Origin of the sequence: Nocardia niigatensis NBRC 100131 (assembly GCF_000308655.1) — a bacterium.
Taxonomy (GTDB): domain Bacteria; phylum Actinomycetota; class Actinomycetes; order Mycobacteriales; family Mycobacteriaceae; genus Nocardia; species Nocardia niigatensis.
Genome location: NZ_BAGC01000063.1, coordinates 55,571 through 75,331, shown reverse-complemented (window position 1 = coordinate 75,331; position 19,761 = coordinate 55,571). Strand labels below are relative to the sequence as shown.

Below are 19,761 nucleotides of genomic sequence, written 5' to 3'. Positions count from 1 at the left end.
GGCCGCGGCGAAGACCTACGCCATCGACGCGGATATCGCCGCGGCGCACGGCGTTCGCAAGTACGGTTTCCACGGCACCTCGCACGACTACGTGTCCGGCCAGGTGGCGGCCTTCCTCGGCAAGGACCGCGCCGAGCTGAATCAGATTGTGCTGCACCTGGGTAACGGCGCGTCGGCCTCGGCCATCCGGGCCGGGCAGGCGGTGGACACCTCCATGGGCCTGACGCCGCTGGAGGGCCTGGTCATGGGAACCCGGTCCGGGGACCTGGATCCGGGGATCATCTTCCACCTCATCCGCACGGCGGGGATGGATGTGGATGACGTGGACGTCCTGCTCAACCGGAACTCCGGCATCAAGGGCATCGCGGGCGTGAACGACTTCCGCGAACTCGGCCGCCTCATCGAAACCGGCCATCCGACTGCGAAATTGGCGTTCGACGTCTATATCCACCGGCTGCGCCGCTACATCGGCGCGTACCTGATCGAGCTGGGGGCGGTGGACGCCATCACCTTCACGGCCGGTGTCGGCGAGAACGACGCCAGGGTGCGGGCAGAGTCGCTGGCGGGCCTGGAGCGCTACGGGATTCGGATCGACGCCGACCGGAACACCACGAAAGACCATACGGCCCGGCGCATCTCGGCCGACGATTCCGAGATCTCGGTGCTGGTGGTCCCGACCAACGAGGAGCTCGCCATCGCCCGCGCGGCCGCCGACCTGGTCGGCTGAGACGAAACCCTCTTCATGAAAACATCATGATGGTCCTGGCATGGTGGTCCTCGGATCCGGTTCCCCCCCGGTCCACCGGAACCCGTGTCGCACCACGCACAACCGTGGTAGGGACCGAAATTCCCTCGCCGGTCCCGTGGTGCGCAGACTGCCTCTGTGACCGCCGCGGGCGGCACGGGCCTCCTCCGGTATCCGGGACACTGCTCAGAACCAGGACTTGGCGCGCACCGCGTTGGCCAGATCCACCAGCGCGTACCGGTGGGCGCGTTCGGGTGCGGAACGGGCCAGCCCGCGCAGACCGGCCTCGATGCCGCGCCGCAGATCCCGCTCGGTGAACGGCGAGCCGAACAGCTTGGCGTCGTCCGACTTCGGCTGTTTCCCGGCCTGCACCCAGCCCAGCGCGATCCCCAGGGTGAGGATCCGCAGCTGCGCCGCGCGCCCCTCGCCGGGCGGCAGATCCTGCACCCGGGCCGCTGCGACCTGGAGCGTCGACTCATCGAGTTCGGGCGCCGGCGCGCAGGTCAGCAGCATGAGAACGGCCGTCATCCGGGCCTCCGCGTAATGCCGGGAGGCGGGTGGCACCTGATCCAGCGCGCGCACGGCGGCGGTGATGTTCCCGGCCGCCGCGAGCTGGCGGGCCAGGCCGAACGCCGCGCTCACCACGCCCCGGTCGGTGCGCCAGACGGTGGCGTAGTAGTTCTCGGCGTAGGCCCGCCACTCTCCGTGATCGGGTGAATCCCAGTGCTGGAGAATGAGTTCCGCGGTGGCGGCCAGGGCCAGCTTGGGCGCGATCTCGCCGGGCAGTGCCTCCAGGACGGCGTCGAAGCGGGCGAAGGCGCGCTCGTACTCCAGCTCCAGCAGTTCGGTCAGGCCCAGATACCAGTCGATGCGCCAGTCCGGGGCGGCCGGCAGCGGCTCGCCGGTGAGCCGGGCCAGCAGCATGCGGGCCGCCGCGGGCTCGTCGAGATCCAGATGCGCGCGGGCCTCGGCGAGCGTCACCTCCAGCTCGAAAGTGTCCGGCGCGCCACCGGGTTCGGCGGCCGCGCGCTGGCGGGCGTGCCGCAGCTCGTCGAGCGAGTGCCGGGGTTCCGGGTGGGCGGCCCCGGCCAGCAGCGGCGCGGACGGGTCGCCCGGATCGATGATGGGCACCGGCAGCGCCGCCACCACGGCGCCGGGCCGCAGCAGGGTATCGCGCGGGGTGCCGTCGATGATGCCGTCGGTCTGCGCGATGAGCTCGCCGGTGCCGAAACTGGTGCGCGGCGGGCTGAACAGGGTCGACAGCTGCGGATGCTCGTTGCCGGTCTCGACGGCCAGAATCTCGCGCAGCACACCGGTGAGCTGGGTGGCCAGCAGTCGCGCGGACGAGAAGCGGTGATCCGGGTCCGGGTGGGTGGCGCGCAGCAGCAGCCGGTAGAGAAACGGGTGCCGGGCCAGTACCGGCTGCTCCTTCGGGTCCGGGATGCCGTCGACGTAGGCGCCCCGCTCCATCGGCAGGTGCAGGGTGAGCACGGCCAGCGTGCGGCCGACGGTGTAGATGTCCGTGGCCACCGTCGGCCCGGTGTGCGCGATCTCGGGTGCCTGGAATCCCCTGGTGCCGTACAGGTTCCCGTACGCCTCGAACTGGGTGACCGCGCCCATGTCGATGAGTTCCACCCGGTCGGTGGTGATCATGATGTTGTCGGGTTTGAGGTCGTTGTAGGCCAGCCCCACCGAATGCAGATAGTCCAGTGCCGGAAGGATTTCGAGCAGATAGGCGATGGCCTCGCTGACCGGCATGCGTTCGGGCGCATGGTGATCGAGCAGATTGCGTAGCGAATGGCCGCCCACGTACTCCATCACGATGTAGCCGACCGGCGTTCCGTCCGCGCCCGCGTGCTCCACGAAGTTGTGGATCTTCACGATGCTCGGGTGCACGACCTCGGCCAGGAACTGCCGCTCCGCCAGCGCGACCGCCTGCGCCTCGGCATCGCCGGCGTGCAGCAGGCCCTTGAGCACCACCCAGCGGTCGCTCACATTGCGGTCGATGGCCAGGTAGATCCAGCCCAATCCGCCGTGCGCGATACAGCCCTGGATCTCGTACTGGCCCGCCACCCGGTCGCCGGGATACAGCGAGGGCCGGAAATCGTAGGGCGCGCCGCAGGTCTGGCAGGTGCCCGCGGTGGTGGCGGGCTGGGTAGGGGTGGCGCGCCCGACCGGCTTGCCGCAGCGCCAGCAGAACCGCCGCCCCTCGGCCACCACCGGATCGTCGAGCACGGCGGCTTCCGGATCCACCGGCTCCACCGCCGGGATCGGCACCAGGCCGGCTCCGAGCCGCCGCACCACGGGGCGCGGCCGGGTCATGCGGGCGGTGCGCTGGGAGGGGCGGGTCAGGGTGCGCGGCTCGCCCTCGGCGCTCGAAACACTCGGCGCCACCGGGGTTTCCGGCTGGCCGGCCGGTAGCTCCGCGCCGGGTGATTGCGTCCGCGACGTCAGGTCGGTGCGCTGGGTGAGCTCGGTGCGTCGCGTGAGCTCGGTGCGCGGCGAGAGTGCGGTGCGTGCGGCGGGTTCGGTTCCCGCGGGCTCGACACCGTCCACTTCCGGTTCGTGCCGGGTGGTCATCTCGGTCCGCGCGGGCCAGTACGGTCCCACGGTCAGCTCGGTCCGCGCGACCGCCTGCGTCCCCTCGGTCTGCTCCGGTGTGGTCATCGTCAGTCCTGATACCTCGGGGGTGGCGGAACGGCGGCGTCGCCGAGTTCGGTCAGCAGCCAGCGGCGGTACAGCCGGTTCCACGTCCCGTCCGCGCGAATGCGTTCCAGCGTGCCGTTGACGAAGCGCACCAGATCGTCCGAACCCTTGGAGATCCCGATCCCGTACTGCTCGGTGCTCAGATTCGGCCCGACGACCTCGGTGGCCGGATCCTGCTCGGCCAATCCGGCCAGCACGGTGTCGTCGGTGCTGACCGCGTCCACCTGCCGCTGCTGCAACACCACCAGGCAGTCGGCCCAGCTGGGCACGGTGAGGATGGAGGCGGCGGGCTGCTCGCGCCGGATCAGGTCCAGGGAGGTGGTGCCGCTGACCACGCACAGCCGCTTGCCCGCCAGCTCGGCGAGCCCGGTGATACCGGAGTTGCGTACCGCCAGCACCCGCTGATGCGCCTGCAGATACGAGGTGGAGAACGTGACCGTCTGCCGCCGTTGGCAATTGATGGTCATGGTCTTCACCACCACGTCCACGGTGTGCTCCTGCAGCGCCCGCTCGCGGTCGGCGGAGCCGAGGATCCGGAACTCCAGCGCCGCCGGATCGCCCAGCAGATCCCGGGCCAGCTCGCGGGCGATCTCCACATCGAAGCCGGCGAGCGTGCCGCTGGCCGGATCCCGGAAGCTGAACAGATTGCTGCCCGGGTCCAGGCCCACCAGCAGCCGGCCCCGCGCCCGGATGGCGTCGATGGTGGGCCCGCCCTTGGTGCCATTGGGGCGCAGGCTCGCGGTCGGGTCACCGCAGTCGGCCACCACCGGCGGCGGCGCCGTCTGCGTCTGTGCCGCAACGGCTCCCGACGGCAGCGGCGGTTCCACATAGCTGGGCACCCGGGTCGAGGGCGCGGGCGGCGGGGGACCGGTGTCCCCGCAGGCGGCCGTGCAGGCGATGGCCGCGGCCAGGGCAGCGACGGTCACGGAGCGGACGGGTCTTCGGGTCATCGGTACTCCCGCAGTCGCGGCCACAGCCCGGCCGCGATCAGCACGGCGGCCGCGGTGCTCAGCACCAGCGCTCCGGGGCCGAGCAGATCCAGCGTGCGGGCGGCGTGCGAGGTGTCGGTGCGCAGCATGTTCCGGGTGTCGGCGATGCCGTCGCCGAGCGCGCGATCCAGCGCGTCGGTCTGGGCGGTGGCCTCGTTGGCGCCCGGCCCGGTGGCGACCGCGGCCGCACCGATGAAGTCGCCCTTGGTCAGCGCGTCGTTCATGCGCTGGTGGGCGGCCCGCCAACGGTCCAGGGCGCTCGCCGCGGTCTTCACCTCGTCGGCTCCCGGTGCGTCGGTTCGGTAGCCGGACAAGATGTTTCGCAGTTTGTCGATGGCCTGGTCGTAGGCGCGGTCGTAGTCGGCGCTGGTGTCGCGGCGCACCAGCTTGAGGGTCTCGGCGGTGCGGGCCTGCTGGGCCAGAATGCGGCTCTCGGTGAGCGCGGCGGTAGGGACGCTGCCCTGATCGCGGGCATGGGTGGTGTCCACCGCGGAGATGGAGCCCGCGATCACCGTCCAGGCCAGCAGCACCACCATGGTCCCGGTGGCCAGCAGCAGACCGAGATTCAGCACCCGGTGCCAGCGCCGGAACAGGAACCACTGGGCCGCGATCAGCGCCGCCACCGCCAGCAGCGGCAGCAGGATGGCGGGCCACGGCGGGCGCACGTGCGTGTGCTGGGTGGAGGTGATGGCGGCGGACCGGTGCTCTTGCAGTTCCTGCGCCATCGGCAGCAGCGTCCCCTGCATGAGATTGGACGCCTCGCTCAGGTAGGCCGCGCCCACCGGCTCCCCGGCCCGGTTGTTGGTCCGCGCGGTCTCGATGACGCCGGTGTACACCGGCAGTCCGGTCGCTATGCCGCTGCGCAGATGCGTATCCGTATCCCCGTCACCGCGATTGGACTGGGGCACCAGTTCGGCGGCGGCCTCGCCGACCGCCTGGTTGTACCGGTCGCGCACCGGCTTCGGTTCCAGCCCACCGGAAATGAACGCGGCACTGGCCGAGGCGTCGGCGACCGAGAGCGAGGTGTAGAGCCGCTGCGCCGAATAGGCATCGGGCTCCGACTGATCCAACAGGACGTCCAGGGCGTGTTGCCGGTTGGTCACCGCGGTGGCGGTCACGATGCCGGCGGCCACGCACAGGCTCAGCAGGATCAATCCGACGGCGATCAGCTTGGCCGGCGAGGACTGGGCGAAACTGCGCAGTTCGGTGGTCGCGAAGCGTTCGCGCCAGGCCGCCGCGGCGGTGCGCGGGGACAGCTCCGCGAGTCCCGATTCCTCGGTGCGAGCCATCCTCACCTCCTACTGACCGAAATCGAACGACCGACTTGTTGCTGCCGGATGAGCTTATTGTGGACGTACCGCTGCTGTGACGCGGGAATCCCCGCGGTGTGCGCCGCCCTGCGGGGAGGGTGCACGGCCGTGCGGTCGGACGATGGGATTACGAAGATGCGTGGTGATGGCGACGGTTGGGCCGAGAGTCCGGATGGCACCCGCCAGTGGGGTCGGTTCGGGGCTGCGGGGTTGTTGCTGCGCGCTCCGCTGGCCGGCGGGGGATCCGCGGTCCTGCTGCATCATCGGGCCGTGTGGACCCATCAGGGCGGCACCTGGGCGCTGCCCGGCGGCGCCCGCGACTCCCACGAGACGAGCGTGCACGCCGCGGTCCGGGAGGCCGAGGAGGAAGCGGGCATCGCGCCCGGCTCCATCCGGGTGCGCAGCTCCCGCGTGACCGCGACCGCCGCCAGCGGCTGGACCTACACCACGGTCATCGCCGACGCCGCCGACCAATTGCGCACCCGCGGCAACAAGGAGAGCCAGGACCTGATCTGGGTGCCCGAGGACGAGGTCGAGGACCGGCCGCTGCACCCGGGCTTCGCCGCCGCGTGGCCCGCCCTGCGCGCCACGCCCACGCTCATCAGTCTCGAGGGGATCGCCGACACCGGCGCGGTGGCGGCCGCGTTGCCGCGCACCCTGGATCTGGCCGGGCAAGGCTTCCTCTGGCTGCATTGGCAGGGCGACGGGGCCGGCCGCACCGCCCGTATCGGCGCGCCCGAATCTGCCCCGGAACAGACCGATTTGGCCGGAAATGTGTTGTTCCTCACTCTGGACCAGGTGTTGTCTTGAGGCGTGACAACGCACGAGCTCCCCACCTATTGCCGGATCTGTGAGCCCCTCTGCGGGCTGATCGCCACCGTCGAGGACGGGAAGCTGGTGCGCCTGCGCGCCGACAAGGACCATCCTCTCTCCCGCGGCAACGCCTGCCCGAAGGGCATCGCTTTCACCGAGATCCAGAACGACCCCGATCGGGTGCTGTATCCCTTGCGGCGCACGGCCTCCGGCGAGTTCGAGCGGGTCTCCTGGGACACGGCGCTGGACGAGATCGGCGAGCGGCTGCGCGGGCTCATCCGCGATCACGGAATCGGCAGTCTCGGCTGGTATTTCGGCAATCCGTCCTCCTTCTCCTATTCACACACCCTGTGGATGGTGGGTTTCCAGCTGGCCGCCGGGCTCGAACATGTGTATTCGGCCGGCTCCCAGGACATCAACAACCGCTTCGTGGCCAGCGAGCTGCTCTACGGCTCCTTGACCACTGTGCCGGTGCCCGACCTGGACCGCACCGATTTCCTGCTCATGCTGGGCGCGAATCCCCTTGTCTCGCACGGCAGCGTGCTGAGCGCGCCGCGAATCCGCGAGAAGCTCACCGCCATCACGAAGCGGGGTGGGCGCGTGGTGGTGGTGGATCCGCGGAACACCGAGACCGCCAAGCTGTTCGAGCACGTCGGCGTGCGCCCCGACGGCGACGCGTGGCTGCTGGCCTCCCTGCTGCAGGTCATCTTCGACGAGAACCTGGAGGACGCCGACGCGCTGCGCCGGCAGGCGAGCGGCGTCCGTGAATTGCGTGCTGCCGTCGCGCGTTTCACGCCCGAATACACTGCCGAGGTCACCGGCCTCGAGCCCGATCGGGTGCGCGTCCTGGCCCGGGATCTGGCCCGCGCCGACTCCGCCGCCGTCTACGGCCGCACCGGCACCTGCCTGGGCCGGCACGCGACCCTGGTGGCCTTTCTCATCGACGCCCTGTCCCTGGTGACCGGAAACCTGGACCGGCCCGGCGGTTCGGTGTTCGGCAAGGAACTGGTGGCGGTCTCCGAGCTGAGCGCCCGCCTGGGTTTCGCGGGCTACGCAAAGAACCATTCCCGCATCGGCGGATTCCCGGATGTGCTGGGCACTTTCCCGGCTGCCATCATGGCCAAGGAGATCACCACCCCCGGACCCGGCCGGCTGCGCGCCCTGTTCACCTCGGCGGGCAATCCGGTCTCCTCGGTGCCCAACGGCCGTGAACTGGCCGCCGCTCTGACCGAACTGGACCTGTTCGTTTCCATCGACATCTATGTGAACGACACCAACCGGATGGCCGACTACATCCTCCCGGCGACCACCTTCCTCGAGCGCGACGACATCCCGCTGCCGTTCACCGCGTTCTCCCCGACGCCGTACACCCAGTACACCGAGCGGGTCGTCGAACCGTACGGGGAGGCGCGTGAGGAATGGCGGATCATCGACGCCATCGCGACCCGGATCGGCGTGCAGCCCTTCGCCGTCGGCCCCGCCCGCCCGGTCGGCCGCGTGGTGAGCGCCCTGCGCCGCCGCGTCCCCGGCCTCGCCTCCGCCCGTCCCACCCCCACCCTGCTGGCCGACCTGGCCCTGCGCACCGGCCCCTACGGGGACCGATTCGGCCTGCGCCGCAAGGGCATCAGCCTGCGCATGCTGCGCCGCCACCCGCACGGGGTGGTACTGGCCGACAGCATCGCGACCGGGGTACTGCGGAACGTGGTGCGGCACAGGGGTGGCCGGGTGCGGCTGGATCCCGGCGAGATCATCGCGGAACTGCGCACCCTCAGTCCGCGGCCCAGCGATCCGGACTATCCGCTGCGGGTCATCGGCCTGCGCGAGCTCAAATCCCACAACTCGTGGATGCACAATGCCGAGCCGCTCATGCGCGGTGATCGCGAGCACGCCGCCCGCATCAACCCGAAAGACGCGGCGGTGGCGGGCATTTCCGACGGTGACCGCTGCCGGGTCACCTCCGCGCACGGCGTCATCGAGGTCACCGCCCGCCTCACCGAGGACATGACCGAGGGCACCGTGGCCATTCCGCACGGGTGGGGTCACGACGGCGGGTGGCAGCGCGCCAACGCCGCCGGAGGCGCGAACGTGAACGACCTGATGTCCAGCGATCCAGCCGATGTGGAACGCCTGGCGGGCATGTCGAATCTGAACGGTGTCCCGATCCGCCTCGACCCGGTCCCGACCCGGTCGGCTGACTAGCGGTCGTTCTCCAGGATCCGCTGCTTGATGGCGCGGGCCGCGGCTTCCGGATCATCGGCCTCGGTGATGGCCCGCACCACCACGATTCGCGTCGCGCCCGCGTCCAGCACCTCGGGCAGGCTCCGGGCGTCGATGCCGCCGATGGCGAACCACGGCCGCTGCGTGTGCGAATCGGCGGTGGACCGGACCAGCTCGATGCCCGCGGGGGTGCGGCCCGGCTTGGTCGGGGTGGCGTACACGGGTCCGGTGCAGAAGTAGTCGATGTGCTCGTCCACCGCGGCCAGTCCGGCCTGTGCGCGGTTGTGGGTGGAGCGGCCCAGCACCACGTCCCCGCCCAGGATCTGCCGCGCGTACCAGGGCGGCAGGTCGCCCTGGCCCAGGTGCAGCACGTCCACCCCGGCCGCGAGCGCGATATCGGCGCGGTCGTTGCACGCCACCAGCGCGCCGTGCCGGCGGGCGGCGGCCTTCAGCTCGGCCAGCACCCCCAGTTCGGCCTTGGCCTCCAGCGGCCCGAACTGCTTCTCCCCGGGCGAGCCCTTGTCCCGCAGCTGGATGATGTCGACGCCGCCGGCCAGGGCCGCCTCGGCGAACGCCGCCAGGTCGCCCCGGTCCCTGCGCGCGTCGGTGCACAGGTACAGCCGCGCGGAGGCGAGGCGTTCCCGTGGGGTGGCGGGCCGATTCGGGTGGGAGGGTTGCACAGGCTCGACGGTAGTCGCGCTACGGTGGTCGAGTCGAAACGGCCCGAGGGAGCGCACCCGGTGTGGCGTGGCGCGACGCACCCGCCGGACGCACTGTTTCGAGCGACATATATGCAGGTCCCGGGAATACCGGGACGAGTTAGGTGGATTCGGATGCGGACTCTGGCCGTCGTCGGCGGCGGTGTGATCGGACTGTCGACAGCCTGGCGTGCTGCTGGAGCGGGCTGGACCGTGACCCTCTTCGACCCGGCCGTGGGCTCCGGATCCTCGTGGGTGGCGGGCGGCATGCTCGCCCCGCTCTCGGAGGGCTGGCCCGGTGAGGACGCCGCCCTCGCCTTCGGCGCCGCCTCACTGATCCGCTGGCCCGGTTTCGCTGCCGAGCTGAAGGCCGTCACCGGCACCGACGTCTTCGTCGCCGACCAGACTCTCACCGTCGCGCTGGACGGCGCCGACGCCGCCGACCTGCGCACCATCGCCGACTGGGTGAACGCCCGCGGCCACGAGCTGCGGCTGCTGGACCGCGCCGAGGTGCGCGCGGCCGAACCGGGTCTGGGCCGAGGCGTGCGGGCCGGACTCCTCGCGGTCGCCGAGCCGGCCGTGGACAATCGCGCCCTGGTGACCGCGCTCCGAAACGCCTGTGCCGCAGCCGGAGTCGAGTTCCGCGCGGAGCGGGTGGGCTCCCCGGCCGGGCTGCCGCACGACCGGGTGGTGATCGCGGCCGGCGCCGCCGCCGCGGATCTGTGGCCCGGCCTGCCGGTGCGCCCGGTGAAGGGCGAGATCCTGCGCCTGCGCCGCCGCCCCAGCGCACCGCCCGCGCCGACCCGGGTGATCCGGGCCCGGGTGCACGGCCGTCCCATATATCTCGTGCCGAGGCATGACGGGATAGTCCTGGGCGCAACACAATACGAAGTCGGGTTCGACCGTGCCGTCACCGTCGCCGGCGTCCGCGATCTGGTCACCGATGCCGAGGCCGTGCTGCCGGGCCTCGGCGAGTACGAATTCGCCGAGGCCATCGCGGGTTCGCGCCCGGGCTCGCCGGACAATCTGCCGCTGATCGGTTACCTGGACGACCGGGTGATCGTGGCGGCGGGCCATGGCCGCAACGGCATTCTCGACACCCCGGTCACCGCCGACGCCGTCCTGGCGCTGCTCGCCGACACCGAGCTGCCCGAGGCGCGCGCCGCGGACCCGCGCCGGTTCACCACCGCCGCACCGTTTCTTTTCGGTATGCACAGCACCCAGGAGGAGTTCGATGACCGCAATTCCGGTCGGCGTCACCGTCAATGGTGAGGACCATGTGTTCCCCGATGAACTCACCATCCGCGAGCTGCTGCAGCGTCTCGACCTGCCGTGCCAGGGCGTGGCGCTGGCCATCGACGGCGCGGTGTTCCCCAAGTCCCGCTGGGACGAGCCGGTCGGCCGCGGCTGGGAGATCGAGGTGCTGACGGCGGTGCAGGGTGGCTAGCGTGCTCGAACCCCTGGTCATCGCGGGCCGCGAGTTCGGTTCGCGGCTGATCATGGGCACCGGCGGCGCGGAGAACCTGGCCGTGCTGGAGGAGGCCCTGGTCGCCTCGGGCACCGAGCTGACCACCGTCGCCATGCGCCGGGTGGACGCCGCGGGCGGCACCGGCGTGCTCGATCTGCTCAAGCGGCTGGAGATCGCCCCGCTGCCCAATACCGCCGGCTGCCGCACCGCCGCCGAGGCCGTGCTCACCGCCCAGCTGGCCCGCGAGGCGCTCGAAACCGATTGGGTGAAGCTGGAAGTCATCGCCGACGAGCGCACGCTGCTGCCCGACGCCATCGAATTGGTCGCCGCCGCAGAGCAATTGGTGGACGACGGCTTCACCGTGCTGCCCTACACCACCGACGACCCGGTGCTGGCCAAGCGGCTCGAGGACACCGGCTGCGCCGCGGTCATGCCGCTGGGCTCGCCCATCGGCACCGGCCTGGGCATCAGCAATCCGCACAATATCGAGATGATCGTGGCCGCCGCGGGCGTGCCGGTCATCCTCGACGCGGGCATCGGCACCGCCAGCGACGCCGCCCTGGCCATGGAAATCGGCTGCTCGGCGGTCCTGCTGGCCACCGCCGTCACCCGGGCCCGGCAGCCCGCGCTGATGGCGGCCGCCATGGCTCGCGCGGTCGAGGGCGGATGGCTGGCCCGGCAGGCCGGACGTATCCCGAAGCGGTTCTGGGCACAGGCTTCGTCGCCCGGATTCTGAAGCCCGGCCCGGATTGCGAATGCGCGACCCGGATTTCGAACCCGGAGTCCGGTCCGCTCCGTAGTCATCCTCAGGGATGAGCGACGCGCGACCATTTAGCGATAGTGCGCGCTCGGTACATGGGGAAGACTGGTCGCCATGATCGAACTGAGAGGCCTGACCAAGCACTACGGCCAGACCGTCGCGGTGTCGGACCTGTCGTTCACGGTCCGTCCGGGGCAGGTGACCGGCTTTCTCGGCCCGAACGGGGCGGGTAAGTCGACCACCATGCGGATGATCCTGGGGTTGGACACACCGACCTCCGGCACCGCCCTCATCGACGGTAAGCCGTATCACGACCTGAAGCGCCCGCTCGACACCGTCGGCGCGCTGCTGGACGCGAAGTGGGTGCATCCCAATCGTTCCGCGCGCTCGCACCTGCGGTGGATGGCCGCCTCCAACGACATTCCGCAGTCCCGGGTGGAGGAGGTGCTGCGCCTGGTCGGCCTCTCCGAGGTCGCCGGCAAGAGCGCCGGCGGTTTCTCCCTCGGCATGTCGCAGCGGCTCGGCCTGGCCGGCGCGCTGCTCGGCGACCCGCAGGTGCTGCTGTTCGACGAGCCGGTGAACGGCCTGGATCCCGAGGGCATCCTGTGGATCCGCCGGTTCATGCAGCGGCTGGCGGGGGAGGGCCGCACCGTGCTGGTGTCGAGCCATCTGCTCTCCGAAATGGCGCAGACCGCCGAGCATCTCATCGTGATCGGCCGGGGCCGGCTCATCGCGGACACCACCACAAAGGATTTCATCGAGAAGGCCTCGGAACAGTCCGTGCGCGTGCGTAGTCCGCAGCTGGACCAGCTGCGCAGCCTGCTCACCTCCAACGGCATGACGGTGCGCGAGGACGGCGCCGAGGCGGACGGCGCGGCCCTGGTGGTCGCGGGCGTCACCAGCGACGCGGTCGGAAAACTGGCCGGCGCCAATGACATCACGCTCTACGAGCTGTCGCCGCAGCGCGCCTCGCTGGAGGAGGCGTTCATGCGGATGACCGGTGGCGCGGTGCAGTACCACGGCGAAGGCTTCGATCAGGTTATGGGAGGTGCGCTCTGATGGGAGTGCTCGCGGCGGAAAGAATCAAGCTCACCTCGACCAAGTCCCCGGTCTGGTGCACGGCCCTGCTGGTCGTTTTCGCGCTGGGTATCGCGGCGCTGTTCAGCCTGGCCCTGAACGCCTCCTGGCGGGTGTTCGAGGATCAGCTGGCTCAGGGCAAGATGACCCCGGCCGACGCGCCGTACGCGGAGAACTCGGTGGCGGGCCTGGGCATCACCGGCCTGGCCCAGGGCATTCCGGGTTTCGGCTACCTGATGGTCATGATCCTGGCGGCGCTGGCGGTCACCAGTGAGTACCGCTTCGGCACCATCAAGACCACCTTCCTCTCGATCCCCAACCGCAGCACGGTGCTGCTCACCAAGGCCGGCGTCATCGGAGTTGCTATGGCGTTGCTGAGCGCGGTGCTGACCTTTGTCGGCTTCTTCATCTTCAAGGTCATGGTGAATCACGACGCGGGCAGCCATCTCAGCCTGAGCAGTGGTGACCTGCGGGTCTTCTACGCCGTGCCGCTTTTCATCCTGCTGGTGGTCTTCCTGGCGGTCGGGGTGGGTACGCTGATCCGGCAGTCGGCGGGCGCGCTGTCGCTGCTGATCGTGTGGCCGGTGATCCTCGAGCCCATGGTCGGCGCGTTCGGCAAGATCGGCCGGGAGATCCAGGTGCTGCTGCCCTTTCAGAACGCGGGCCTGTTCCTGGGGACCGTGGACGCCAAGTCGTCGTACTGGCACTGGGGTCCGTGGGGCGGCCTGATCTACTTCGCGATCTTTGTGGCATTGATCTTCGCGGCCGCGCTGTTCGTGGTAAATAAGCGCGACGCGTAAAACCGCGACGCACACAGACCCTGCCCGGGAGCCGCCGGCCACTGCCCGGCACGGCGGCGAGCATCGGCCCGATACGGATATCCGTATCGGGCCGATGTCATAGGGCTCGAAAGTGTGGTCCAGCTAACGTTTGCACCCGGCTCGGATCGGTTGGCCGCCGTACTGGACGGTCGGTAGCATCGACTTGGCAACCAAAACACTCAAACCTTCGGCGGGTCCAATGATGTGGCCGCTAGCACCGATCGGGAGGTGTCAGGTGGCAATCGTTGATCCATCCCACGACGTAACGCTGAGATACGCTCTGGGCGTGAGCGAACGACCCTCCGACGGCGGTGAACGCGCCTCCGACGCGAACCGCACGGACGGACTGGGAACCGATCGCAACCGGTCGCGCGACGCGGCCGGAGGCCGGGCGCGGCAACCCCGCATCGACCCGGATGTGGCCATCCCCTTGATTCCCGCTGAATTGTCCGAGGACCCCGACGAGGAGACCGAGTCCCAGCCGGGCCGGCGGCGTGGCCGTTTCCCCGGGCAGCTCTCCGCCATCGTTTCGGCCGCCAATCAGCGCGGCGACATCATCGGCGCCATCCGCAAGGCGCGCGAGAGCCTGCCGGGCGATCCGGCCTTCGGTGATCCGCTCTCGGTCTCCGGGCCGGGCGGCGCACGCGCGGTGGCCCGGGCCGCGGACAAGCTGGTCGGCGATTCCCCCAGTGCCGCACGTGAATTGGGGCTGGGCGCGCTACAGGTCTGGCAGGCCATGCTGGAGCGCGTCGGCAGGGGCCGCGGCGCGCAGGAGATCACCATCATGTTCACCGATCTGGTGGCCTTCTCGAGCTGGTCGCTGGCAGCCGGGGACGAGGTGACCCTGGATCTGCTGCGGCGGGTGGCCAAGGCCATCGAGCCGCCCATCGTGGATCGTGGCGGCCAGGTGGTCAAGCGCATGGGCGATGGCGTCATGGCCGTGTTCCCGTCCGCGGACCGGGCGGTACGGGCGGCGGTGGCGGCCAAGGAGAACCTGTCGGCGGTGTCGGTGGACGGCTATCGCCCGCAGATGCGCCTGGGGCTGCACACCGGCAGCCCGCGCGAGATCGGCGGCGACTGGCTCGGCATCGACGTGAACATCGCGGCCCGCGTCATGGAGGCGGGCGGCAATGGCAACACCATGATCTCCGGCGCGACTCTCGACTCGCTGGGCCCGGAGACTCTGGAAGAGCTGGGTCTGGGCGTAAAGCCCTACCGCCGCAGCTTTTTCGCCGCTCCCCTCAGTGGCGTCCCGGAGGATCTCCGCATCTTCCGCCTCGAACCGGAGTAGCGATCTGCCGGGCTCGAGAGGGGGTTTCAGGGGAAGCCACCGAGGGGCCGAAGTCAATTGGTCATCCAGAGCACCGCGCCCACGGCCGCGAGCACGCCGCAGACGGCGAGCCCGATCGCCAGTGGGCGCGAGGTCCTGAACAGCGAGTACGCCCCGCCGAGCAGGAATCCGGCGAGGGCGAGCAGCACGATGGCGGTGACGTCGGAGGGCACCCGTTCAGTCTGCCTGAAGGTTGCCGGCGACCCGCGATCCGGTTCCGACCTGCGAATTCAATAAATAACAAGCACGCGGGCTTGATTTTTTTCGGACCCGATGTGACCCTGTAACCGACCGCAGCATCGAGGCTGCGCCGACCGCGCTGTGGCAGCGCAGGGGTACAGGGAGGCCACCCATGAGTCAGCTCGCCGACACTCCGGATCTGATTCGGATCGGCAACTGTTCCGGGTTCTACGGGGATCGGCTCAGCGCTATGCGGGAGATGCTCGAGGGCGGGCAGCTCGACGTGCTCACCGGTGACTATCTGGCCGAGCTCACCATGCTGATCCTGGGCCGCGACCGTATGAAGGACGCGAACCTGGGCTACGCCAAGACCTTCGTGAAGCAGCTGGAGGGGAGCCTGGGGCTGGCCCTCGAGTCCGGGGTGAAGATCGTCGCCAATGCGGGCGGACTGAATCCGGCCGGACTGGCGCAGCGGGTGCGCGAGGTGGCCGAAAAGCTCGGTCTCGCACCGAAAGTCGCGTACGTGACCGGTGACGACCTGCTGGCGCGGGCCGGCGAACTCGGGCTGGGCGCACCGCTCACCGCGAACGCCTACCTGGGCGCGTGGGGCATCGCCGAATGCCTGAACGCGGGCGCCGACATCGTGGTCACCGGCCGGGTCACCGACGCCTCGGTGGTGGTCGGACCCGCGGCCGCGCATTTCGGCTGGGACCGAAGCGATTACGACGCGCTGGCCGGTGCGGTGGTGGCGGGGCACGTCATCGAGTGCAGCACGCAGGCCACCGGCGGCAACTTCGCCTTCTTCACCGAGATCGCCGATCTGGTGCGGCCGGGCTTCCCGATCGCCGAGGTGCGACGCGACGGCAGCAGCGTCATCACCAAGCACGAGGGCACCGGCGGCGCGGTCACCGTGGACACGGTGAAGGCGCAGCTCATGTACGAGATCCAGAGCGCGCGCTACGCCGGACCGGATGTCACCACGCGACTCGACACCATCCAGGTGAGCCAGCAGGCCCCGGACCGGGTGCTGCTCAGCGGCGTGACCGGCGAGGCGCCGCCGCCGCGGACCAAGGTGTCGACCAATACCATCGGCGGTTTCCGCAACGAGATGGAGTTCATCCTCACCGGCCTGGACATCGAGGCCAAAGCCGCCCTGGCGCAACGCCAGCTGGAGTCCTGGCTGCCGGCGCGGCCCGCCGAGCTGGAGTGGACCCTGGCCCGGCTGGACCGGCCCGACGCCGACACCGAGGAGCAGGCCAGCGCGCTGCTGCGCTGTGTGGTCCGCGACCCGGATCCGAACAAGGTCGGGCGCGCGTTCTCCAGTGTCGCCGTGGAATTGGCGCTGGCCAGCTTCCCCGGCTTCTCGCTGACCGCCCCGCCCGGCAACGGCGGTCCGTACGGGGTGTTCACGCCGGGATACGTGGATTCCAAGGAGATTCCGCACACCGCGGTCCTGGCGGACGGCACCGAGGTGGCCATCGCGCCGGCCGGGGAGACCCAGGACCTGGACGCGGTCGCGGAACCGGCACTGCCGCAGCCGCTTCCGGCGGGCGCGACCCGCCGCGTCCCGCTGGGGACGATCGCGCTGGCGCGCAGCGGCGACAAGGGCGGCAATGCCAATATCGGCGTCTGGGTGCGCACCGAGGAGCAGTGGCGCTGGCTGGCGCACACGCTGACCGTCGACGAGCTGCGCCGCCTGCTGCCGGAGACCGCCGAACTGCCCGTCACCCGGCACGTGCTGCCGAACCTGCGGGCGCTGAACTTCATTGTCGAAGGTCTGCTCGGGGAGGGTGTGGCCTATCAGGCCCGTTTCGATCCGCAGGCCAAGGGGCTCGGGGAATGGCTGCGGGCCCGGCACATCGAGATCCCTGTGGAGCTGCTGCCATGAGTGAGTACGTGAATCCCTGGACGACGCCCGAGCGGCGCGAATTACGCGCCACCGTACGCGGTTTCGCGGAGCGGGAGGTGCTGCCGTACCTGGACGAGTGGGAACGTGAGGGGCTGATCCCGCGCGAGCTGCACAAGAAGGCCGGCGCGCTGGGGCTGCTGGGCATCCAGTTCCCCGAATCCGCAGGAGGTTCCGGCGGCGACGGCATCGACGCGGCCATCGTGGCCGAGGAGATGCACTACGCGGGCGGCTCGGGCGGCCTGTTCGCCTCCCTGTTCACCTGCGGTATCGCGGTGCCGCACCTCATCGCCTCCGGCAATGCCGAGCACATCGAGCGCTGGGTACGGCCGACGCTGGCGGGCGAGAAGATCGGGTCGCTGGCCATCACCGAACCGGGTGGCGGTTCGGATGTCGGACATCTGCGGACGACCGCGGTGCGCGACGGCGACGACTTCATCGTCAACGGGTCCAAGACCTTCATCACCTCGGGTGTGCGGGCCGATTTCGTGGTGACCGCGGTGCGGACCGGCGGTCCGGGCGCGGCGGGGGTGTCGCTGCTCGTGGTGGAGAAGGGCACGCCCGGGTTCACGGTCAGCCGCAAGCTGGAGAAGATGGGCTGGCTGTGCTCGGATACCGCCGAGCTGTCATATGTCGATGTGCGCGTGCCGGTCTCGAACCTGGTGGGTCCGGAGAACAGCGGATTCGCGCAGATCGCCCAGGCTTTCGTGAGCGAGCGGGTCGGCCTCGCCGTGCAGGGCTACGCGCACGCGCAGCGCTGCCTGGACCTGACGCTGCAATGGAGCCGGGACCGCGAGACCTTCGGCCGCCCGCTGATCAGCCGGCAGGCCGTGCAGAACACGCTGTCGGAGATGGCGCGCCGCATCGATGTCGCCCGGGTGTACACCCATCACCTGGCCGAGCGCGCCGCGCGCGGCGAGACCGACCTGATCGCCGAGGTGTGCTTCGCCAAGAACACCGCCGTGGAGACCGCGGAATGGGTTGCCCACCAGGCGGTCCAGCTCTTCGGCGGCCTCGGCTACATGCGTGAGTCCGAGGTCGAGCGCCACTATCGTGATGTCCGCATCCTCGGTATCGGCGGCGGCACCAACGAGATCCTGACCAGCCTCGCGGCCAAGCGATTGGGGTTCCAGTCTTGAGTATTCTGCGCACGTCCGTAGACCCGAATTCGGCGGACTACCAGGCCGCCGCCGAGGCCATGACCACCAAGCTCACCGAGGTGGAGGCCGAGTACGCCAAGAACATCGCGGGCGGCGGCCCGGACAAGATGGCGCGGCACCGCAAGCGCGGCAAGCTGACCGCGCGCGAGCGCATCGAACTGCTCATCGACGAGGACTCGCCCTTCCTGGAGCTGGCCCCGCTGGCCGCCTGGGGCAGCGATTTCCATGTGGGCGCCAGCGTGATCGCGGGCATCGGCATCGTCGAGGGCGTCGAGTGCATGATCGTCGCGCCGGATCCGACCGTGCGCGGCGGCACCTCCAATCCGTGGACGCTGCGCAAGAACCTGCGCATGAACGACATCGCGCTGGAGAACCGGCTGCCGGTGATCGGCCTGGTCGAGTCCGGTGGCGCGGATCTGCCCACGCAGAAAGAGGTGTTCGTTCCCGGCGGCCGCATGTTCCGGGACCTGACCCGGCTCTCCGCGGCCGGAATCCCGACCATCGCACTGGTTTTCGGCAACTCCACCGCCGGCGGCGCGTACATCCCGGGCATGTCCGACTACACGGTCATGATCAAGGAGCGCTCCAAGGTGTTCCTCGGCGGCCCGCCGCTGGTGAAGATGGCCACCGGCGAGGAGTCCGACGACGAGTCGCTGGGCGGCGCCGAAATGCACGCCCGCACTTCGGGTCTGGCCGACTACCTGGCCGTTGACGAGCAGGACGCGATCCGCTTGGGCCGATCCATCGTGAAGCGCCTGAACTGGCAGAAGCAGGGGCCGGCGGCTCGTCCGGTCGATCAGATCATCGAACCGCTGTACGACCAGGAAGAACTGCTCGGCATCGTGCCGGGCGACCTCAAGATCCCGTTCGACCCGCGTGAGGTCATCGCCCGCGTGGTGGACGGCTCCGATTTCGACGAGTTCAAGCCGCTCTACGGTTCCAGCCTCGTCACCGGCTGGGCGGAGCTGCACGGCTATCCGGTCGGTATTCTCGCCAACGCGCGCGGCGTGCTGTTCTCCGAGGAAGCGCAGAAGGCCACCCAGTTCATCCAGCTGGCGAACCAGTCGAACACGCCATTGCTGTTCCTGCACAACACCACCGGCTACATGGTCGGCAAGGAGTACGAGCAGAAGGGCATCATCAAGCACGGCGCGATGATGATCAACGCGGTGTCGAATTCGAAGGTGCCGCACATCTCGCTGCTGATGGGCGCTTCCTACGGCGCTGGCCACTACGGCATGTGCGGGCGCGCCTACGACCCGCGCTTCGTATTCGCCTGGCCCAGCGCCAAATCCGCCGTCATGGGCGGTGCGCAGCTGGCGGGCGTCATCTCCATCGTGGGCCGGGCCGCCAACGAGGCGCGCGGTATTCCGTTCAACGAGGAGCAGGACGCCGGATTGCGCGCCATGATCGAGGCGCAGATCGAGGCCGAATCGCTGCCCATGTTCATGTCGGGCCGGCTCTACGACGACGGCGTCATCGACCCGCGTGACACCCGCACGGTCTTGGGAATGGCCCTGTCCGCCATCCACAATTCCCCGATCAAGGGCGCCGAGGGCTTCGGCGTCTTCCGGATGTGAG

16 protein-coding genes and 1 pseudogene are annotated in these 19,761 nt (G+C 69.9%); 12 read left to right on the top strand and 5 right to left on the bottom strand.

Annotated features, from left to right (window positions below; all coding sequences use genetic code 11):
* A pseudogene (locus ON33_RS28865) lies at positions 1 to 727 on the top strand (acetate kinase); the annotation flags it as partial.
* A gap of 204 nt (positions 728 to 931) precedes the next feature.
* Here the strand turns inward: ON33_RS28865 and ON33_RS28860 are convergent.
* The 3 genes from ON33_RS28860 to ON33_RS28850 all read right to left on the bottom strand — a co-directional run bounded on the left by ON33_RS28860 (position 932) and on the right by ON33_RS28850 (position 5,729).
* Positions 932 to 3,325, bottom strand: a complete 2,394-nt coding sequence (locus tag ON33_RS28860; RefSeq protein ID WP_083869375.1) for a serine/threonine-protein kinase — start codon at positions 3,323 to 3,325, stop codon at positions 932 to 934.
* Positions 3,326 to 3,414: 89 nt separating this feature from the next.
* Positions 3,415 to 4,401 (bottom strand): glutamate ABC transporter substrate-binding protein, encoded by a 987-nt coding sequence (locus ON33_RS28855; RefSeq protein ID WP_040862263.1) that lies wholly within the window; start codon positions 4,399 to 4,401, stop codon positions 3,415 to 3,417.
* Complete coding sequence (locus ON33_RS28850) at positions 4,398 to 5,729, bottom strand: GlnX family signal transduction membrane protein (protein ID WP_040862262.1); 1,332 nt, start codon at positions 5,727 to 5,729, stop codon at positions 4,398 to 4,400. The genes ON33_RS28855 and ON33_RS28850 overlap by 4 nt, the downstream gene beginning before the upstream one ends.
* Positions 5,730 to 5,885: 156 nt before the next feature.
* Between ON33_RS28850 and ON33_RS28845 the strand changes: the two genes are divergently transcribed.
* Positions 5,886 to 6,560 (top strand): NUDIX domain-containing protein, encoded by a 675-nt coding sequence (locus ON33_RS28845; RefSeq protein ID WP_040862261.1) that lies wholly within the window; start codon positions 5,886 to 5,888, stop codon positions 6,558 to 6,560.
* A 3-nt stretch (positions 6,561 to 6,563) separates the two neighbouring features.
* Positions 6,564 to 8,762 carry a molybdopterin-containing oxidoreductase family protein gene (locus ON33_RS28840; RefSeq protein ID WP_040862260.1) on the top strand — a complete coding sequence of 733 codons (2,199 nt, stop codon included), beginning with the start codon at positions 6,564 to 6,566 and terminating at the stop codon, positions 8,760 to 8,762.
* Here the strand turns inward: ON33_RS28840 and thiE are convergent.
* Positions 8,759 to 9,460: a thiamine phosphate synthase gene (gene thiE, locus ON33_RS28835; RefSeq protein ID WP_040862259.1), complete on the bottom strand. Its 702-nt coding sequence runs from the start codon at positions 9,458 to 9,460 to the stop codon at positions 8,759 to 8,761. The two genes, ON33_RS28840 and thiE, sit on opposite strands and share 4 nt — an antisense overlap.
* 153 nt (positions 9,461 to 9,613) lie before the next feature.
* On the opposite strand from thiE, the gene thiO reads away from it, so the two are divergent.
* The 6 genes from thiO to ON33_RS28805 all read left to right on the top strand — a co-directional run bounded on the left by thiO (position 9,614) and on the right by ON33_RS28805 (position 14,895).
* Positions 9,614 to 10,750 carry a glycine oxidase ThiO gene (gene thiO / locus ON33_RS28830; protein WP_083869373.1) on the top strand — a complete coding sequence of 379 codons (1,137 nt, stop codon included), beginning with the start codon at positions 9,614 to 9,616 and terminating at the stop codon, positions 10,748 to 10,750.
* Positions 10,713 to 10,925, top strand: a complete 213-nt coding sequence (gene thiS, locus ON33_RS28825; protein ID WP_040862258.1) for a sulfur carrier protein ThiS — start codon at positions 10,713 to 10,715, stop codon at positions 10,923 to 10,925. Before thiO ends, thiS begins: the two co-directional genes overlap by 38 nt.
* A gap of 1 nt (position 10,926) precedes the next feature.
* Positions 10,927 to 11,682: a thiazole synthase gene (locus tag ON33_RS28820; protein ID WP_281033246.1), complete on the top strand. Its 756-nt coding sequence runs from the start codon at positions 10,927 to 10,929 to the stop codon at positions 11,680 to 11,682.
* A gap of 138 nt (positions 11,683 to 11,820) precedes the next feature.
* Entirely contained in the window at positions 11,821 to 12,765 is a 945-nt protein-coding gene (locus ON33_RS28815) for an ABC transporter ATP-binding protein (RefSeq protein ID WP_040862256.1), read from the top strand.
* Complete coding sequence (locus ON33_RS28810; RefSeq protein WP_040862255.1) at positions 12,765 to 13,583, top strand: ABC transporter permease; 819 nt, start codon at positions 12,765 to 12,767, stop codon at positions 13,581 to 13,583. Before ON33_RS28815 ends, ON33_RS28810 begins: the two co-directional genes overlap by 1 nt.
* A gap of 544 nt (positions 13,584 to 14,127) precedes the next feature.
* A complete protein-coding gene (locus ON33_RS28805; protein WP_245550813.1) occupies positions 14,128 to 14,895 on the top strand; it encodes an adenylate/guanylate cyclase domain-containing protein in 768 nt (255 codons plus the stop codon).
* Positions 14,896 to 14,948: 53 nt separating this feature from the next.
* Here ON33_RS28805 and ON33_RS41750 read toward each other — a convergent pair whose 3' ends face one another.
* Positions 14,949 to 15,107, bottom strand: coding sequence for a CG2302 family histidine operon protein (locus tag ON33_RS41750; protein ID WP_169336852.1), 159 nt, complete (start codon positions 15,105 to 15,107; stop codon positions 14,949 to 14,951).
* A gap of 179 nt (positions 15,108 to 15,286) precedes the next feature.
* Here ON33_RS41750 and ON33_RS28800 point away from each other — a divergent pair, with 179 nt between their 5' ends.
* The 3 genes from ON33_RS28800 to ON33_RS28790 are packed head-to-tail and all read left to right on the top strand — an operon-like array spanning position 15,287 to position 19,760.
* The gene (locus ON33_RS28800; protein ID WP_040862254.1) at positions 15,287 to 17,002 is read left to right on the top strand and encodes an acyclic terpene utilization AtuA family protein; all 1,716 of its coding nucleotides are present in this window, start codon (positions 15,287 to 15,289) and stop codon (positions 17,000 to 17,002) included.
* Positions 17,003 to 17,010: 8 nt separating this feature from the next.
* On the top strand, positions 17,011 to 18,159 hold the full coding sequence (locus ON33_RS28795; protein WP_085996857.1) for an acyl-CoA dehydrogenase family protein: 1,149 nt from the start codon (positions 17,011 to 17,013) through the stop codon (positions 18,157 to 18,159).
* Positions 18,156 to 19,760, top strand: a complete 1,605-nt coding sequence (locus tag ON33_RS28790; RefSeq protein WP_040862252.1) for an acyl-CoA carboxylase subunit beta — start codon at positions 18,156 to 18,158, stop codon at positions 19,758 to 19,760. The genes ON33_RS28795 and ON33_RS28790 overlap by 4 nt, the downstream gene beginning before the upstream one ends.
* The last annotated feature ends 1 nt before the right edge of the window (position 19,761 follow it).

Excerpts from the sequence above, each read along its gene's own strand:
- ON33_RS28845 (WP_040862261.1), top strand. The coding sequence starts at position 5,886 with ATGCGTGGTGATGGCGACGGTTGGGCCGAGAGTCCGGATGGCACCCGC.
- ON33_RS28810 (WP_040862255.1), top strand. The coding sequence starts at position 12,765 with ATGGGAGTGCTCGCGGCGGAAAGAATCAAGCTCACCTCGACCAAGTCC.
- thiO (WP_083869373.1), top strand. The coding sequence starts at position 9,614 with ATGCGGACTCTGGCCGTCGTCGGCGGCGGTGTGATCGGACTGTCGACA.
- thiS (WP_040862258.1), top strand. The coding sequence starts at position 10,713 with ATGACCGCAATTCCGGTCGGCGTCACCGTCAATGGTGAGGACCATGTG.
- ON33_RS28850 (WP_040862262.1), bottom strand. The coding sequence starts at position 5,729 with ATGGCTCGCACCGAGGAATCGGGACTCGCGGAGCTGTCCCCGCGCACC.
- ON33_RS28800 (WP_040862254.1), top strand. The coding sequence starts at position 15,287 with ATGAGTCAGCTCGCCGACACTCCGGATCTGATTCGGATCGGCAACTGT.
- ON33_RS28815 (WP_040862256.1), top strand. The coding sequence starts at position 11,821 with ATGATCGAACTGAGAGGCCTGACCAAGCACTACGGCCAGACCGTCGCG.
- ON33_RS28855 (WP_040862263.1), bottom strand. The coding sequence starts at position 4,401 with ATGACCCGAAGACCCGTCCGCTCCGTGACCGTCGCTGCCCTGGCCGCG.
- ON33_RS28860 (WP_083869375.1), bottom strand. The coding sequence starts at position 3,325 with ATGACCACCCGGCACGAACCGGAAGTGGACGGTGTCGAGCCCGCGGGA.